At 61.8% G+C, this 16,521-nt stretch carries 15 protein-coding genes and 1 pseudogene; 8 read left to right on the top strand and 8 right to left on the bottom strand.

Annotation, left to right across the window (positions count from 1 at the left end):
- Positions 1 to 2 precede the first annotated feature (2 nt).
- Entirely contained in the window at positions 3 to 1,184 is a 1,182-nt protein-coding gene (locus USDA257_RS17130; RefSeq protein WP_014764219.1) for an FAD-dependent monooxygenase, read from the top strand.
- 46 nt (positions 1,185 to 1,230) lie between these two features.
- Here the strand turns inward: USDA257_RS17130 and USDA257_RS17125 are convergent, their stop codons facing one another.
- Positions 1,231 to 2,418 carry a cystathionine beta-lyase gene (locus tag USDA257_RS17125; RefSeq protein ID WP_014764218.1) on the bottom strand — a complete coding sequence of 396 codons (1,188 nt, stop codon included), beginning with the start codon at positions 2,416 to 2,418 and terminating at the stop codon, positions 1,231 to 1,233.
- A 338-nt stretch (positions 2,419 to 2,756) separates the two neighbouring features.
- On the opposite strand from USDA257_RS17125, the gene USDA257_RS17120 reads away from it, so the two are divergent.
- From USDA257_RS17120 to USDA257_RS17105, 4 genes are all read left to right on the top strand, one after another.
- Positions 2,757 to 3,782 carry an amino acid ABC transporter substrate-binding protein gene (locus tag USDA257_RS17120; RefSeq protein WP_014764216.1) on the top strand — a complete coding sequence of 342 codons (1,026 nt, stop codon included), beginning with the start codon at positions 2,757 to 2,759 and terminating at the stop codon, positions 3,780 to 3,782.
- 100 nt (positions 3,783 to 3,882) lie between these two features.
- Positions 3,883 to 5,076 (top strand): amino acid ABC transporter permease, encoded by a 1,194-nt coding sequence (locus USDA257_RS17115; RefSeq protein WP_014764215.1) that lies wholly within the window; start codon positions 3,883 to 3,885, stop codon positions 5,074 to 5,076.
- Positions 5,077 to 5,080: 4 nt separating this feature from the next.
- Positions 5,081 to 6,235, top strand: coding sequence for an amino acid ABC transporter permease (locus tag USDA257_RS17110; RefSeq protein ID WP_014764214.1), 1,155 nt, complete (start codon positions 5,081 to 5,083; stop codon positions 6,233 to 6,235).
- Positions 6,236 to 6,249: 14 nt separating this feature from the next.
- On the top strand, positions 6,250 to 7,026 hold the full coding sequence (locus USDA257_RS17105; RefSeq protein ID WP_014764213.1) for an amino acid ABC transporter ATP-binding protein: 777 nt from the start codon (positions 6,250 to 6,252) through the stop codon (positions 7,024 to 7,026).
- A 105-nt stretch (positions 7,027 to 7,131) separates the two neighbouring features.
- On the opposite strand, the gene USDA257_RS17100 is transcribed toward USDA257_RS17105, so the two are convergent.
- Complete coding sequence (locus tag USDA257_RS17100) at positions 7,132 to 8,022, bottom strand: dihydrodipicolinate synthase family protein (protein ID WP_014764212.1); 891 nt, start codon at positions 8,020 to 8,022, stop codon at positions 7,132 to 7,134.
- A 91-nt stretch (positions 8,023 to 8,113) separates the two neighbouring features.
- Between USDA257_RS17100 and USDA257_RS17095 the strand changes: the two genes are divergently transcribed.
- Positions 8,114 to 8,725: a GntR family transcriptional regulator gene (locus USDA257_RS17095; RefSeq protein ID WP_014764211.1), complete on the top strand. Its 612-nt coding sequence runs from the start codon at positions 8,114 to 8,116 to the stop codon at positions 8,723 to 8,725.
- Between the two features lie 244 nt (positions 8,726 to 8,969).
- Here USDA257_RS17095 and USDA257_RS34205 read toward each other — a convergent pair.
- The 6 genes and pseudogenes from USDA257_RS34205 to cysG form a co-directional block, all read right to left on the bottom strand.
- Positions 8,970 to 9,729 (bottom strand): annotated as a pseudogene (locus USDA257_RS34205) (IS5 family transposase).
- Positions 9,730 to 9,899: 170 nt separating this feature from the next.
- Positions 9,900 to 10,712: a ferredoxin--NADP reductase gene (locus USDA257_RS17080; RefSeq protein ID WP_014764208.1), complete on the bottom strand. Its 813-nt coding sequence runs from the start codon at positions 10,710 to 10,712 to the stop codon at positions 9,900 to 9,902.
- 146 nt (positions 10,713 to 10,858) lie between these two features.
- Positions 10,859 to 11,356 (bottom strand): DUF934 domain-containing protein, encoded by a 498-nt coding sequence (locus USDA257_RS17075; RefSeq protein WP_014764207.1) that lies wholly within the window; start codon positions 11,354 to 11,356, stop codon positions 10,859 to 10,861.
- A gap of 25 nt (positions 11,357 to 11,381) precedes the next feature.
- The gene (locus USDA257_RS17070; RefSeq protein WP_014764206.1) at positions 11,382 to 13,055 is read right to left on the bottom strand and encodes a nitrite/sulfite reductase; all 1,674 of its coding nucleotides are present in this window, start codon (positions 13,053 to 13,055) and stop codon (positions 11,382 to 11,384) included.
- A 14-nt stretch (positions 13,056 to 13,069) separates the two neighbouring features.
- Positions 13,070 to 13,387, bottom strand: coding sequence for a DUF2849 domain-containing protein (locus USDA257_RS17065; protein WP_014764205.1), 318 nt, complete (start codon positions 13,385 to 13,387; stop codon positions 13,070 to 13,072).
- 10 nt (positions 13,388 to 13,397) lie between these two features.
- Positions 13,398 to 14,858, bottom strand: coding sequence for a siroheme synthase CysG (gene cysG / locus USDA257_RS17060; RefSeq protein WP_014764204.1), 1,461 nt, complete (start codon positions 14,856 to 14,858; stop codon positions 13,398 to 13,400).
- A 229-nt stretch (positions 14,859 to 15,087) separates the two neighbouring features.
- On the opposite strand from cysG, the gene USDA257_RS17055 reads away from it, so the two are divergent.
- A complete protein-coding gene (locus USDA257_RS17055) occupies positions 15,088 to 15,675 on the top strand; it encodes a deaminase (RefSeq protein ID WP_014764203.1) in 588 nt (195 codons plus the stop codon).
- Positions 15,676 to 15,679: 4 nt separating this feature from the next.
- Entirely contained in the window at positions 15,680 to 16,513 is an 834-nt protein-coding gene (mazG, locus tag USDA257_RS17050; RefSeq protein WP_014764202.1) for a nucleoside triphosphate pyrophosphohydrolase, read from the top strand.
- Positions 16,514 to 16,521 lie beyond the last annotated feature (8 nt).

Genomic DNA, 16,521 nt, shown 5'->3' with positions numbered 1-16,521 from the left:
CGATGCAAGACTCTGCTCCGGTCGCGATCGTCGGCGCCGGCATCGCCGGACTGACAATGGCGCTGTGCCTCGCACGGCACGGGATTGCCGTGGATATTTTCGAGCAGGCCGCCACCTTGGACGATGTGGGCGCCGGCCTGCAATTGTCGCCGAACGCCTCGCGCGTCCTGATGGAACTCGGCCTGTTCCCTGCCCTTGAGGACGTGTGGAGCGAACCGGAGTCGATCACGCTTGTCGACGGACGCTCTCTGCGATCGCTCGCGGAAGTGCCAACCGGTGCGAATGCGCGCAGCCGCTGGGCCGCCCCCTACGGGGTGCTGCACCGCGCCAGTCTGCAGAAAATCCTTCTGAACGCCGCACGGTCGGAGCCACGCTGCCGCCTTCATTTGGGAAGCCGCATTGAAGGTGATCCGGTGGCGGCCATTGCCGCGGCAACGGGACGCCGCCCGACGGTGGTCATCGGCGCCGACGGCATCTGGTCGCAGGCAAGAGCCGCCATCCCCGGCGCGGGCGCCGTCCGGTTTTCCGGCAGTATCGCCTGGCGACTGTTGCTACCGCGCGCCGGAGCGTCCGCCTGCCTGTCGTCAAATCGCATCACCGCCTTCCTCGGACCTAGAGCGCACCTGGTTGCCTACCCGCTGCGCGAAATCGACGGCTTCAATCTCGTCGCGATCGTCGAAGGCAAGTCGAGCGACACTGAATGGGTCGGCAAGGAATCAGAGGAGCGACGGCGGGAATTTGCGGCCGCTTTCGAAGCCTGGCACCCCGACTTGCGTTCGATGATCGAAAATGCCGTCTCAGCCACCTATTGGCCCTTGTGCACCGTCGACGAGGGGGCCTGGCACAATGGGCGAGACATCATCCTCATTGGCGATGCCGCCCATGCGATGTCGCCCTTTGCTGCCCAAGGCGCGGCGATGGCGATCGAGGATGCCCGCGAACTCGCGCATTGCCTTGCGGCGTGCGCCGAGGCTCCGGCCGCGTTCGCGCGCTACGAGCACGCGCGTCGGGCACGGATCGCCCGGGTGCGCAAACGTGCCGCCTTCAACCGCTTCGCCTACCACGCCCGGGGACCGGTCCGGGTCGCACGAAACCTGGTCCTCGCGCTGAAGGGCGCGGAAGCGCTCGCCGCCGATCTCGATTGGCTCTATGGCTACGACGCCTCGGAACGCAAAAAGCGCTAAGCGACAGACAGAAATTCGTCCCGCCTGCCCCGGCCCTGTTCATTACTCAGACCGCATTGGCCGCCGCGAGACCTGCCTCGATGTCGCGGCGCAGGTCGGCAACATCTTCGAGGCCGATCTGCAGTCGAATGACCGGACCTCCGTCCGGGGCCTTGGCGACCTTGCGATCGGAAAGGTTCGCATGCAGCGCGAGGCTTTCGAATCCGCCCCAGGAATAACCGAGGCCGAAGAACGAGAGCGCATCGAGGAAGGCATGCGCCTTCGCCTTGCTTGTTTCGGGTTCGGCCTTCAGCACAAATGAGAAAATGCCGCTCGCCCCGCCAAAGTCGCGCTTCCAGAGCTCGTGCCCGGGAAAGCTTGGGAGCGCCGGATGCAGCACGCGCGCCACCTCTTCGCGGCTTTCGAGCCAACGGGCGAGCGCCAGCGCGCTTTCCTGGTGGCGCTCGAGGCGTATGCCCATGGTCCGCAGGCCGCGCAGGATCTGATAGCTGTCGTCCGGCGAGACGCAGACACCAAGCGTCACCATCGCCTCCGTCAAGGCCGGCCAATGTACCGCGTTGGCCGAAACGGTTCCGAGCAGCACGTCCGAGTGCCCAGACGGGTATTTCGTCGCCGCGTGGATGGAAACGTCGACGCCGTGGTCGAGGGGGCGGAAGTAGAGCGGCGTTGCCCAGGTGTTGTCCATAGTGACGACACAACCGTGGCGGTGGGCGGCATCGGCGATCGCCCGGATATCCTGCATCTCGAAGGTGTTCGAGCCCGGTGCCTCCGTGTGCACCAGCCGCGTGTTCGGCCTGATCAGGTTTTCAATAGCAGCACCGATCATTGGATCGTAATATTCGACTGTGACGCCAAGCCGGGTCAGCATCGTGTCGCAGAAGTGCCGGGTCGGGAAATAGACCGAATCGACGATCAGGGCGTGATCGCCCGAGGAGAGATAGGCGAAGAAGGGCACCGTGACCGCGGCCAGGCCCGAGGGGACGAGAATCGTTCCGGCCGCTCGCTCGAGTTCGTTGATTGCGTCGCAGAGCGCATCGGTCGTCGGCGTGCCGCGCGTGCCGTAGGTGTATTTCTGCGCCCGCGTTTCCATGGTTTTCGCGTTCGGGAAAAGCACGGTGGACGCGTGGACCACCGGCGGATTGACGAATCCATGGTAGTCCAAAGGATTGTTGCCGGTGTGCGCGAGGCGGGTGTTGATGCCGATCTCTCCGCGCGCGCTCATTTTGTCTGCCATTGAACGATTCCGCCGTTGAAAACTCGATGGAAACTCATCGAACGCTGCACGGGTGGGGTCAAGGGAAAAATCAATGCCGAGATGTGCATCCGCGACAAGGGCACAATTGGTGGTTTTTATTCAGGATCGGAGCTTTTCCAGCGAAATCTGCTTAAACTTCTGGCGAAATTTCAGTTTTTCACATCGAAAATGAGAAAATCGGCAACATCTCTTGACCCTCATGGATTTTGAGCATGAGATAGATTGCACTCATGCCAGGAGGGTGGCTGAGGCTGCACGCGCCGACAGAACGCACGGTGCAGACGGGAACTTACGAACAACCGAAAAGGTTCAAAAAAATGGCAAGAAGAATTCTGACAGCTCTTTTTGGCGCTGCTGTCATGGGGATTGGCGCACATGCGGCATCGGCCGCGACCCTTGACGACGTGAAGGCCAAGGGCTTTGTCCAGTGCGGCGTGAACACCGGTCTCGCCGGGTTCGCAGCCCCTGACGCTTCCGGCAACTGGAGCGGTTTCGACGTCGACTATTGCAAGGCGATCGCTGCAGCCGTTTTCGGCGATGCCACGAAGGTGAAGTATACGCCGACCTCCGCAAAGGAGCGTTTCCCGGCGCTGCAGTCCGGCGAGGTCGACGTTCTGGCCCGGAACACGACCTGGACCATCAACCGCGATACGGCGCTCGGCTTCAACTTCCGCCCGGTCAACTATTATGACGGCCAAGGCTTCATGGTCCGCAAAGGCCTCAACGTGAAGTCCGCGCTCGAACTCTCCGGCGCTGCTGTCTGCGTCCAGACCGGCACCACGACCGAGTTGAACCTCGCCGACTACTTCAAGACCAACAACCTGCAGTACAACCCGGTCGTCTTCGAGAAGCTCGAGGAAGTGAACGCGGCTTATGACGCAGGCCGTTGCGACGTCTACACCACCGACCAGTCCGGCCTGTACTCCCTGCGCCTCACCCTCTCGAAGCCGGATGACCACATGATCCTGCCGGAGATCATCTCGAAGGAGCCGCTCGGCCCGGCCGTCCGCCAAGGTGACGACCAGTGGTACGACATCGTCAGCTGGGTTCACTTCGCCTTGGTCCAGGCCGAGGAATTCGGCGTCACCCAGGGGAATGTCGAAGAGATGAAGAAGTCGGCCAACCCTGACGTCCAGCGCTTCCTTGGTGTCGAAGCCGACAGCAAGATCGGTACGGACCTGGGCCTCACCAATGAATGGGCCGTCAACATCATCAAGGCCGTCGGCAACTACGGCGAGGTCTTCGACCGCAACATCGGAGCTGGCAGCCCGCTGAAGATCGAGCGCGGCCTGAACGCGCTTTGGAACAAGGGCGGCATCCAGTACGCACCGCCGGTCCGCTAAAAGCTGGTCGGCTTGAGAGTCTCGGAGGAGCGGCACGCCGCTCCTCCGTTCTACAATAAGAACGCCCGAGAACAGGGCGGATCGGGGAAAGAGGCATTGTATGGCCATTGGCGTTACAAACGCGCCTGAGAAGAGCAAATCCTCCGGATCTATCATCAACGATCCTCAGGTACGCGGTATATTCTACCAGGCAATCACCATCATCATCCTCGCGGTTCTCATCTACTGGACCATCCAAAACACGGTCGAGAACTTGCAGCGCGCGAACATCGCATCCGGCTATGGCTTTTTGAACGGCCGGGCGGGGTTCGATCTCGGACAATCACTGATCGCCTTCACGAGCGATTCCACCTACGGCCGCGCTCTCGTCGTCGGTTTCGTCAACACACTGCTGGTGGCGATCACCGGTATCATCACGGCAACGATCATCGGCTTCATCGTCGGCGTTGGACGTCTGTCGCACAACTGGATCATCGCCAAGCTCTCGCTCGCCTATGTCGAGGTGTTCCGCAACATTCCACCGCTGCTGGTCATCTTCTTCTGGTATAGCGGCGTTCTGGCGATCTTACCCCAGGCGCGAGATGCGCTCGCCCTCCCCCTCGATATCTACGTGAGCAACCGCGGCGTTGCGTTTCCGAGGGCCATCTTCGGAGAGGGTTCGCAATATACGCTGTTCGCGTTGATCATCGCCGTCGTCGCGAGCTTCGTTTTCGCCCGCTATGCCCGGCAACGGCAGGAGGCAACCGGTCAGCGATTGCCCGTTTTGTCGATCGTGCTCGGCTTGCTCATCGGTCTGCCGCTGATAACGTTCCTGGCGACCGGCGCTCCGCTGACTTTCGACATTCCGATCGCCGGCAAGTTCAATCTTACGGGCGGTTCGGTCGTCGGACCGGAATTCATGTCGCTCTTCCTCGCGCTTTCCTTCTACACTGCGGCCTTCATCGCGGAAATCGTCCGGGCCGGCATCCGGGGAGTCTCGAAGGGGCAGACGGAAGCCGCTCACGCACTTGGCATACGCCCAAGGCTGACGACTCGTCTGGTCGTCGTTCCGCAGGCAATGCGCATCATCATTCCGCCATTGACCAGCCAATATCTCAACCTCACCAAAAACTCATCGCTCGCGGTCGCCGTCGGCTATGCGGATCTCGTCGCCGTCGGCGGCACGATCCTCAACCAGACCGGACAGGCGATCGAAGTGGTCAGCATCTGGCTCATCGTCTATCTCAGCCTGAGCCTTGCAACCTCGCTGTTCATGAACTGGTACAACGCCCGCATGGCGCTGGTGGAGAGGTGAGAACATGAGCACGCATCAGGCAAGTTTTGTTCGTGCTTCGATGATCGAAGCCTCACCCGCCCCCGCGTTGGAAGCTGGCATCGTCCGATGGCTGCGCAAGAATCTCTTCGCCACGCCGAAGGACAGCGTCCTGACGATCATCAGCCTACTCATCCTGGCATGGCTGGTGCCGCCTGCGATCCAGTGGCTTTTCGTCGACGCCGCATGGACAGGCGGCGGTCGCGGCGTCTGCGCCACGGTCGCCCAAGGCGGCTCGCAACCGGAAGGCTGGAGCGGCGCCTGCTGGGCCTTCGTCAATGCAAAGCTCGGGCAGTTCGTCTTCGGCCGTTATCCGCTCGAGGAGCAGTGGCGTCCCGCCCTCGTCGGCATCCTTTTCGTGCTGCTCCTCGTTCCGATGTTGATCCCAAAGATTCCTTACAAGGGGTTGAACGCGGTTCTGCTGCTGGCGGTCCTGCCGATCCTCGCCACGATCCTGCTTCCCGGCGGCTGGCTCGGCCTCACCTATGTCGAGACGGCACTGTGGGGCGGCCTGATGGTCACCCTGGTCCTCTCGTTCGTCGGCATCGCGGTTTCGCTGCCGCTCGGCATTCTACTGGCACTCGGACGGCGATCGAACATGCCGGTAATCAAGATGCTCTGCACCGTCTTCATCGAGATGGTGCGCGGCGTCCCGCTGATCACGGTTCTGTTCATGGCTAGCGTGATGCTGCCGCTGTTCCTGCCGCAGGGCGTCACCTTCGACAAGTTCCTGCGGGCGCTGATCGGTGTGTCGTTCTTTGCGTCCGCCTACATGGCCGAGGTCGTCCGCGGCGGGCTGCAGGCCATTCCGAAGGGCCAATATGAAGGCGCCGATTCGCTCGGTCTCAGCTACTGGCAGAAGATGAACCTCATCATCCTGCCGCAGGCGCTGAAGCTGGTGATTCCCGGTATCGTCAACACCTTCATCGGCCTGTTCAAGGACACCTCGCTCGTTTCGATCATCGGCATGTTCGACCTGCTCGGCATTGTCCGCCTGAACTTTAGCGACGCGAACTGGGCGTCCGCGGTAACGCCGCTGACGGGCCTGATCTTCGCGGGCTTTGTATTCTGGCTTTTCTGCTTCGGCATGTCGCGCTATTCAGGCTTCATGGAACGCCTGCTCGACAAGAGCCACCGATAAAAGGGGAAACATAAATGGCAAACACGGCCACCGCGTCAAAGATGACCGTCTCGAAGACGGATGTCGCAATCGAAATCACCAACATGAACAAGTGGTATGGTGACTTCCACGTACTGCGCGACATCAATCTTAAAGTGATGCGCGGCGAGCGCATCGTCATCGCCGGCCCGTCGGGCTCTGGCAAATCGACGATGATCCGCTGCATCAACCGTCTCGAGGAGCACCAGAAGGGCAAGATCGTCGTCGATGGCATCGAACTCACCAACGACTTGAAGAAGATCGATGAAGTGCGCCGCGAAGTCGGCATGGTGTTCCAGCACTTCAACCTCTTTCCGCACCTGACCATCCTGGAAAACTGCACGCTGGCGCCAATCTGGGTGCGCAAGATGCCGAAGAAACAGGCCGAGGAAATCGCCATGCATTTCCTCAAGCGCGTCAAGATCCCCGAGCAGGCACTCAAATATCCGGGCCAGCTCTCGGGCGGTCAGCAGCAGCGCGTCGCGATTGCCCGCTCGCTTTGCATGAACCCGAAGATCATGCTTTTCGACGAGCCGACCTCGGCGCTCGATCCGGAAATGATCAAGGAAGTGCTCGATACGATGGTGGGCCTTGCAGAAGAAGGCATGACGATGCTGTGCGTCACTCACGAAATGGGCTTCGCCCGCCAGGTCGCCAACCGGGTCATCTTCATGGACCAGGGCCAGATCGTCGAACAGAATTCGCCGGCCGAGTTCTTCGACAATCCGCAGCACGAGCGCACCAAGTTGTTCCTGAGCCAGATCCTGCACTGAAGTCTCGAAACGACCTCAGACGAAAACGGCCCGCCATCAGGCGGGCCGTTTTCATTGTCTCCAAGGAGAAAAAAAGCCACCGGGCGACGCCCGGCGCATGCTCCACTAAACCGGGAGTGCCGGCCGCTTCGCAAGCGCTGCTTCGATGATGCCCTGGACCCGCTGACGCTCGGCGCCGGCAAGCGGCAGCCGCGGCGCACGGACGCGATCGTTGGAATCGATCGCGAAGACTTCGGCGAGCTTGATGTTCTGGACGAGATTGGTGGAGACGTCGAGATCGAGCAGCGGACGGAACCAGCGGTAGATCGCCCTCGCCTCCTCCAGGCGATCGACCTGGACGAGCTTCCAGATCGCAACTGTCTCCTTCGGAAAGGCGACGACAAGACCAGCAACCCAACCATGGGCGCCCATCAGCAGGCTTTCGAGTGCCAGATTATCGACGCCGGTGAAGCAGTCGAAACGCTCGCCGAAACGGGTCAGCACCTCGGTGATGCGGCGGATGTCGTCGGTCGATTCCTTCATCGCAACGACCAACTCGTTCTTGGCCAGTTCGTCGAACATCGAAAGCGTCACGTCGACGCCGTAGGCGACCGGGTTGTTGTAGACCATGATCGGCAGCCCGCCGGCGACAGCGATCGCCTGAATGTGGCTGAGCGTCTCGGTAGGCGCCGATTTGTAAGGGACGCCCGGCAGAACCATAAAACCGTCGGCGCCGGCCTTGGCGGCGGCGCTGGCCGCCGCTTCGCCGCGGCGCGTTGCGCTTTCGCATATGGTCATCAGCACCGGCTTGCCGCCGGCGACCGACTTGGCGATCTTGAGGATCTCGATCTTTTCGTCCGCCTCCAGCGTCATGTTCTCGCCGAGCGAACCACAGACGATCATGCCGTCGACGCCCGCCTCGAACTGCAGCGCGAAGCAGCGCTCCATCTCGGCCTTGTCGAGATCGCCTTCAGTGGTGAATTTCGTCGTTACTGCCGGAAATACGCCGCGCCACATGGGAAGCCTCCTTGGTTCTGATATATCAGCTCACTTGCCATGATTTCGGAACTGTGTCAACCTCTGATATATCACACGCCCAAGGACATTCATGTCGTCCCAATCGCACCTCGCCTATCTGGCCCTCGAACGCCTCATCGTCACCTTGAAGCTGAAGCCGGGAACGCTCGTCACCGAGCGGCAGCTGCTGGAGCTCGCCAACCACGGCCGCACGCCGGTCCGCGAGGCGATCCAGAAGCTCGCCTGGCAAGGACTGATCGAGGTTCGCCCGCGAGTCGGCTTGCAAATCAGCACCATCCGGCCGGACGATCGAATGCATCTGATGCAGACGCGTCAACGGCTCGAACCGTTGGCGGCAGCCCTTGTGGCGGAGCATGCAAGCGCCGGGGCCCGCCACGAGATTAGCGACTGCCGGCAACAGATGGCGGACTGCGCCGGTCACGGCGATCTGGAGGGCTTTCTGGTTGCGGATAAAAGGTTCGACGAGGTGATGGAAGCGGCCTGCCCCAACCGCTTTTTGACCGCAGCGCTAGCGCCGCTCCAGACCCATGCGCGGCGCATCTGGTTCGCATCCGCCTCGCCGGAAAAGATGAAAGGATCGGTGGAGCGTCACGTGAAGGTGATGCGCGCGATCGAGGCTGCGGACTCAGTGGGCGCCGCCGCTTCCATGTCGCAGCTGATGGATTACCTCGCTGACGGCTAGAGCCTTTCCTGGTTAAATTGAACCATTCTGTTGGCTCAAGCGGAGCGGAATGTTTGCTCGGCTGGCGCGCGGCGTAGCCAACGCTACGGCGAAGCCAGCCGAGCAAACAGGCCGCGCGCTTCAGCCAACCCGAAGGGCCGGGCATCTTTCCGCCAGGATCAGAGGCGATCGCCTCTGCTCTGACGAAAACCTGCTCCGGCAGAATGGTTCAATTTAATCAGGAAAGGCTCTAGGCACGATTTAATCATTTGAACCAGAGCATGATGCTGGCGAGCTTGACGAGGCCGAGGAAGGTTGCTGCGAGCTTATCGTAGCGTGTTGCGATGCGGCGCCACTGCTTGAGTTTGGCGAAGAAGCCCTCAATTCCCCAGCGTTGGCGGTAGGCGATCCGATCATAGCCGTGCTGATGCTTGCGATGACGGCGAGGCGGAATGACCGGCTCGCCGCCCTGATCCAGGATGGCGTCGTGGAGGCTGTCGGCATCGTAGGCGCGGTCGGCGATGACTTGGCCTGAAGCCAGTCCGGCGACAAGGCCGCAGGCTGGCGCCATGTCGTTCTGCTGGCCGGGTCCGATCGCGAAGCGGATCGGCAGGCCGAGTGCACTACGACGGCGTGGAGCTTGGTGCCGAAGCCGCCGCGCGAGCGCCCGAGAGCCTGGGCTTCAGGTCCCCCCTTTTGCGCCGCGCGCCTGCGGCTTGTGCATTCGCCCGGATGACAGTGGCGTCGATCGCCAGCCATTCGAGATCGGGATCACGGACAATCGCTTCGAACAGGCGGTCAAACACGCCCATCTCGATCCAGCGGTAATAGCGACGCTTGGCCGTCTGATATGGGCCGAATCGCTCTGGAAGATCACGCCAGCGTGCACCGGAACGGGCCATCCATAACAACGCGTCGAAGAAGCGGCGCCCGTCGCTGCGCGGGCCGCGCCTTCCCTTCCGTCCCCCGGGAACGAACGGCTTCACCTTCTCCCACTGATCGTCACGAAGAGCTTCGCCTTCCATCGCTGGCCTCCAAAAGCCAGCGTTGAATCTGATTTGCACCCTGATGGGAATCCCAAATCTTAAATCGTCACTACGGCCTAGACAGCATCGGCGTTTGCCGGACGGCAAGACGAAAAAGAGGCGCATCGCGGGATGCACCTCTTTTTCCGATCAGATTGGCGGTTGCCGTATCAGCCGACGAATGCGCGCTCGATGACGAATTCAGCCGGCTTGTTGTTGGCGCCTTCGGTGAGACCGGCAGCCTCGAGGATTTCCTTGGTGTCCTTCAGCATGGCGGTGGAGCCGCAGATCATGCCGCGATCGATCGCCGGATCGAGCGACGGCAGGCCGAGGTCGGCGAAGAACTTGCCGTTCGTCATCAGGTCGGTGATCCGGCCCTTGAACCCATAATCCTCGCGCGTCACGGTCGCGTAGTGGCGCAGCTTGTCGCCGACGATTTCATTGAGGAACTCGTGATTGCGGATTTCCTCGACGAGATCGAAGCCGTATTTCAACTCGGCCACGTCGCGGCAGGTATGCGTGAGGATGACCTCCTCGAACTTCTCGTAAGTCTCCGGATCGCGCATCAGGCTCGCAAAGGGCGCGATGCCCGTGCCGGTCGAGAACATGTAGAGCCTGCGGCCGGGCACAAGCGCGTCAAGCACCAGCGTGCCCGTCGGCTTCTTGCGCATCAGCACCTGATCGCCCGGCCTGATCGCCTGCAGATGCGAGGTCAGCGGACCGTCAGGTACCTTGATCGAGAAGAACTCCAGTTCCTCGTCCCAGGCGGGGCTTGCGATCGAATAGGCGCGATAGACGGGCTTTTCGCCGACCATCAGGCCGATCATCGCGAACTCGCCGGAGCGGAAGCGAAACTCCTGCGGGCGCGTCATGCGGAAGCGGAAGAGCCGGTCCGTGTAATGTTCGACGCTCGTGACCGTTTCGACGAAGACACCCGCCGGTGCCTGTACCGCGAAATCTTCCTTTTTTGCCGGCGCATTCATCGTTGCTTCAGTCCTGTAATGGTGAGGCTTTTTATCAAGTACAAGCGGATATTCCAAGCCTTGGCAAATTGAAAGGAATTCCCTTCCAAATATAGTCGCTTTCGAGCATTTCGGCTTGCTTCACTCTGTCGCGGGCCGCGTTTTTTTCAGGAAACGCGGCGCCAACTGTAGGATTTGGCGTCGGTCGACGGTTTTGCCGTCGGCTGGTAGTGGTTGGCGATGCCCGGCAGGCGCCCTTCCGAGAGCATTTTGATCGCCGTGGCATTGGTCACCGCAAAACTGTCGACCCCACAACGCAGCATCAACGGGATCTGGTCGATCAACACGTCGCCAACGGCACGTACCTCGCCTTCGAAGCCGAGGCGGCTGCGCAGCAGCGAAGCATGGCTGAAGGCGCGCCCGTCGTTGAAGGCCGGGAAGCCCAAGGCTACCAGAGCAATGCGGTCGAGATGCGGCGCCAGGCGCGTCACGTCGTCCGCAGGGGCGATCAGGACACCAAGGCCGGAAGCGCCGCCTGCTGCCTGCTCCAGGAAGGCGTCAAGGCCGAGGATTGCCTTCTCGTTCGAGCCGGCCTTGACCTCCTCGGTCTCGACGACCCACGGGTCATCATTCACGAAGCCGCCTTCTTTCCAGATTTTCGTCATCTTCCAAATCCTTATAGCGCTTCGTTCAGGCAGCTTCCTGGGCGCCACCGCCATAAAGGGCATCCTTGAACGGCTGCGGTCCGACACGTCGGTAGGCCTCGAGAAAGGTCTCCGACTTGTCGCGGCGGAGGCCAAGATAGGTGTCGACGATCGTCTCCACCGCATCCGTCACCTTCTCCGGCTCGAAGCCGCGGCCGATGATCTCGCCGATCGAGGTGTTCTCGTCACCGGAGCCGCCGAGGGTGATCTGATAGAGTTCCGCGCCCTTCTTCTCCACGCCGAGCAGGCCGATATGGCCGACATGGTGGTGACCGCAGGCGTTGATGCAGCCGGAAATCTTGATCTTGAGCTCGCCGATGTCGGCTTGGCGCTCAGGTGCGCCGAAACGGTTCGAAAGCTCTTGGGCGACGGGAATGGAGCGCGCATTGGCGAGTGCGCAATAGTCCAGCCCGGGACAGGCGATGATGTCGGTGATCAGCCCCGCATTGGCCGTCGCCAGGCCAGCGGCTAGCAACGCACGATAGACCGGCTCCAGGTCGGCCAGCGCCACATGCGGCAGGATCAGATTCTGCTCATGGCTGACGCGGATCTCGTCGAAGGCGTAGTCCTCGGCAATATCGGCCACGACATCCATCTGGGCATCGCTCGCGTCGCCCGGAATGCCGCCGATCGGCTTCAGCGAGATCGTCACCATGCCGTAGTCGGGATGCTTGTGCGGCTGGACGTTCTGGTGGACCCACTGAGCGAAAGCCTCATCGGCCTTCTTCCAGCGGGCAAGGTTGCCCCAGCCTTCCGGACGGTTCGGCAGCGCCGGCGGCGCGAAGTAACTCGCGATCGCTTGGATGTCGGCGTCGGGAAGCTTCAGTTCCGTATCCTTCAGGCTGGCGAATTCGACCTCGACCTGACGCGCCAGTTCCTCCGCACCGGTCTCGTGCACGAGGATCTTGATGCGCGCCTTGTACTTGTTGTCGCGTCGGCCATGGAGATTGTAAACGCGCATGATCGCCGTCGTATAGGAAAGCAAGTCCTCTTCCGGCAGGAAATCGCGGATCTTCTTGGCGATCATCGGCGTGCGGCCCTGTCCACCGCCGACATAAACAGCAAAACCAATCTTGCCGTTGTCGCCCTTTTTCAGATGCAGGCCGATGTCGTGCACCTGGATGGCGGCGCGGTCGCGCTCGGCGCCGGTGACCGCGATCTTGAACTTGCGCGGCAGGAACGAGAATTCCGGATGGACGCTCGACCATTGCCTCAGGATCTCGGCATAAGGGCGCGGATCGGCGACCTCGTCGGCCGCCGCGCCGGCGAAATGGTCCGCCGTGACGTTGCGAATGCAGTTGCCGGAGGTCTGCAGCGCGTGCATCTCGACGCTCGCCAGATCCTTCAGGATGTCCGGCGTGTCGGAAAGGCGCGGCCAATTGTACTGGATGTTCTGACGCGTGGTGAAATGGCCGTAGCCGCGGTCATATTTGCGGGCGATATCACCGAGCATGCGCATCTGGCGGCTCGACAGCGTGCCATAGGGAATCGCGACGCGGAGCATGTAGGCATGAAGCTGCAGGTAGACGCCGTTCATCAGGCGCAGCGGCTTGAAGGCATCCTCGGCCAGTTCCCCGGACAGCCGCCGCTGGACCTGATCGCGGAACTGCTCGACGCGTGCGGAAACGAAGGCGTGGTCGAATTCGTCGTAACGGTACATGGAAGCTCAGGTCCTCAGGCAGCAAAATTCTTGGGGCCGGCAAGGCCGTGATAACCGGGGGCATAGGCGATTGACGGACCTTCCGCCCGGATCCGCTCACGCATGCGAAGCGGCCGGAGTATGCCGTCGACCTCTTCCACGTCAACGACGTTGACATCCACGACCTTGTTGTCGGCGAAGGCGGTCTTACCGGTCGCCTCGAGCGCGGCGACGGCCTCGGCATGGCGGGCAACGAAAGCGTCCTGCAGCGACTCCACCCAATTGCCGGAGGCGTCGAGCCAGACGGAAATGCCGTCCGCCAAGCGATTTGCCGTCAAAACCTTGCTCACCATCACGTCGTCCTCAATTCAAAATCTGTTCTGCGCGTTTCGCGTCAGAAGCATCGCTCGCGTCCGCATTGTGACGCAGGCCGGCAGCGAGTGGTTCCGACCGGGCGAAATTCGCGCCGGCGACCGCATCGCCGATGATCACCATGACTGGCCCGTCGAGCTCCGTCCGGTTCTCGAGATCCGGCAGTTCACGAAGGATCCCGTGCAGCAGACGCCGCTCGGCGCGGCTGGCATTCTCGATGACGGCAACTGTGGTCTCCGCCGGCAGCCCCGCCTGCATCAGCCGGCCTGCGACCGAAGCGGCCACCGTACGGCCCATATAGACGGCGATCGTCGCGCCGGAGACGGCAAGCCGCGCCCAATCGGGAAGGACATCGCCGGCAAGATCGTGGCCGGTCGTGAAGACCAGCGACGACGCGACACCGCGAAGCGTCAGCGGCAGCTCGAAATCCGCCGCTGCGGCAAAGGCCGAGGTGATGCCGGGGACGATCTCGTAGCTGATCCCGGCTTCGCGCATCGCGGCCATCTCTTCGCCGGCACGGCCGAAGATCAGTGGATCACCGGATTTCAGCCGCACGACGCGCTTGCCTTCATTGGCGAGCTTCACCAGCAGCTGATTGATCTCGGCTTGCGACTTGGTGTGGCATCCCTTGCGCTTGCCGACCGAAAGCCGCTCGGCATCGCGGCGCCCCATGTCGACGATTGCCTGTGGCACCAGCGCGTCATAGACGATCGCATCCGCCTCCATCATCACCCGCTGCGCCCTGAGCGTCAGCAGGTCCTCAGCACCCGGACCCGCTCCAACCAGCCAGACGTGCCCGGAAATGCGGTCGGCCGCGTCCAGCAGCCTGGAGGCTTCGCGGCGGGCGGAAGCAAGATCGCCGAGAGCGACATGATCCGCTACGGGCCCCGAGAAAAAGCGCCGCCAGAAGACGCGGCGCGCAACGCCGCGTGGGATAAGACGATCGACCGCCTCGCGGTAGCTCGCGGCCAAAGTCGCGACGATGCCGAGCGAGGGGGACAGAAGTTGATCGATCTGCGCGCGGATCATCTGCGCCAGAACCGGCCCCGCCCCTTCCGTGCCGATCGCCACCGCGACAGGGGCGCGGTTGACGAGCGCCGGCGTCAGAAAATCGCAATAGTCCGGCTGGTCGACGGCGTTCGCAGGGATCTTGCGCTCGCGCGCCGCGCTCACGATCACCCTATCGGCAGCCGCATCGCCGGTCGCCGCAAAGACCAACACGGCGCCTTCGACCTGATGGTCGGCAAAGGGCCCACGCACCGCCTCGATGCCTTTGTCCTTCAGGAAGGCCTCGAAGGCCGGTTCCGGCTGATCCGCATAGGCGAGGATGCGCGCCTCGGTGTTCAGCAGCAGGCGTACCTTGGCGAAGGCTTCGTCCCCATTGCCGAACACCGCCACGCTCTTCTGCGCGACGCGAAAGAATGCCGGAAAAACGGACAGTTGCTGCGACATATCGAGGGGACGGCTCCTTCTACAGGCTGCGGCGAATATCCCTCATAGCCGCTGACAATTGAAGAAACAGAAATTTCTATGGCTTTCCGGCCACGTATTGTTTTGCTCGACAGCCAATCTTTTTGAGCAAATATCTCCGGAAGATGATCCTGAATCGCATCGGCACCGCCATTGCGCCAACCGCCGAAGCTCCGTTAAATGCCGGCAGGCATGTGCGGGAGACTGCAGGATGAAGAAATCCGAATTGGCCGAGCGTCTGCTGGCGGTCATCGAAAACGACATACTTCCCTTGACCGAGAAGGGCGTTGCGGCAGGAAACAAGGTGTTCGGTGCGGCGATCCTGCGCAAGACCGATCTCTCTCTCGTGCTGGCCGAGACCAACAACGAGACCGAAAACCCGCTGTGGCACGGTGAGGTGCACACGCTCAAGTGCTTCTACGAGATGGCCGAGAAGCCCGACACGCGCGACTTGATCTTCCTGTCGACGCACGAGCCCTGCTCCATGTGTCTCTCCGCGATCACCTGGGCCGGTTTCGACAATTTCTACTTCCTCTTCAGCCACGCGGATTCGCGCGACAGCTTCTCGATCCCGCACGACCTGAGGATCCTCAAGGAAGTCTTCCGGCTTGAACCCGGCGGCTATGCCCCGGAAAATGCGTTCTGGAAGTCGACCTCGATTGCTGCGCTAGTACAGGATGCCGATCCGGAGACGGCGAAGCGGCTTGCGGCACAGGATGCCCGTATCCGTAAGCGCTACGAACGCCTGTCGGAAGCCTATCAGGCGGGCAAGAACAACAACGCCATACCGCTGAATTGAACCGATGGAACCTTCTCGCGATATTCAACGCCTCATCGATATCATGGCAGCCCTTCGCGACCCGAAGACCGGCTGTCCCTGGGACATCGTCCAGACCTTCGAGACGATCAAGCCCTACACGATCGAGGAAGCCTACGAGGTCGCCGACGCCATCGAGCGCCATGACATGGACGATCTCTGCGACGAGCTCGGCGACCTGCTGCTTCAGGTCGTCTATCACGCGCAAATGGCGGAGGAAGCGGACGAATTCTCCTTCGGCGACGTCGTCGAAGCCGTCACCCGCAAGATGATCCGCCGCCACCCGCATGTCTTTGCCCGCTCCAATGCCGACACGCCCGAGGCGGTCAAACTGCAATGGGACGAGATCAAGCAGGCCGAGAAGGCCGACTGGCGAGCCCGCCGCATGCGACGCGGCCTGCCGCAGGAGGAGCATTCCGGCCATCTCGGTTCAGTGCAGCGTAGTTTTCCGGCGCTGGTCGAAGCGCTGAAGCTTCAGGAGCGCGCCGCCAAGGTGGGCTTCGACTGGTCGGAACCCGAACCGATCCTCGACAAGGTCGAGGAGGAAATCGGCGAATTGCGGCAGGCGCTGAGAGATGGAGACCGGCGGAAGGTCGCCGACGAGCTCGGCGACCTGATCTTCGCGCTCGTCAATATCGGACGCCATATCGGCACCGACCCCGAAATGGCGTTGCGCGGCACCAATACGAAATTCCGGCGCCGGTTCAGCCATATCGAACAGGAACTCCATGCGGGCGGCGAGACGTTGGATGCCGCATCGCTGGAGCGCATGGAAGAGCTTTGGCAGGCGGCAAAGGCGATCGAAAGGCAATTGACGTAGCGGCATGC

The sequence above is a fragment of the Sinorhizobium fredii USDA 257 genome (assembly GCF_000265205.3).
In the GTDB taxonomy this organism is placed as follows: Bacteria; Pseudomonadota; Alphaproteobacteria; order Rhizobiales; family Rhizobiaceae; genus Sinorhizobium; species Sinorhizobium fredii_B.
This window is presented reverse-complemented; position numbering and strand designations above follow the sequence as displayed.